At 70.3% G+C, this 437-nt stretch carries 1 protein-coding gene; it reads right to left on the reverse strand.

The features are described from left to right. Positions 1–143: 143 nt before the first annotated feature. On the reverse strand, positions 144–437 hold a 294-nt coding region (locus ON31_RS29425; RefSeq protein WP_039818322.1), incomplete at its 5' end, for a hypothetical protein.

The following is a 437-nucleotide window of genomic DNA, read 5'->3' on the forward strand; positions in this document are numbered from 1 at the left end:
GGTGTCGTGCTTGTTCCAGGGCGTCACGGCGCGGGCCTGGTCGCCGACGCCGCCCATGATCCACACCGGGATACGCCCATCGGGCAACGGCTCGTAGTCGTAGCCGAGCGGGCGGTCGAACGGGTCGTCGTAGTCCTCGGTGGTCATGCCGCCGATCCTCCCTGTTGTGCCTGGCGGCGCGCCAGTCGCAGCACGTCACCGGTGCGGTACACCGGTTTGTCGCGGTCGTCGAGCTTGTGGTCGGTGATGCGCGCGCCGCGCTCGTCGCGGTGCATCCATCCGCGCGGTTCGATCCGGCGCTCGCTCGCCCACCAGTACAGCGTTTGTTTCGGCACCGGTGCGCCGAGCGCGTCGAGCACGCGGCGCAGCTCGGCGAGCGTAAATAGCCGGTCCTCGGCGACGGCGCGAGCGTCGGCCTCGATACGGGCGATCTCGTG

Source organism: Nocardia otitidiscaviarum NBRC 14405 (assembly GCF_000308635.1).
In the GTDB taxonomy this organism is placed as follows: Bacteria; Actinomycetota; Actinomycetes; order Mycobacteriales; family Mycobacteriaceae; genus Nocardia; species Nocardia otitidiscaviarum.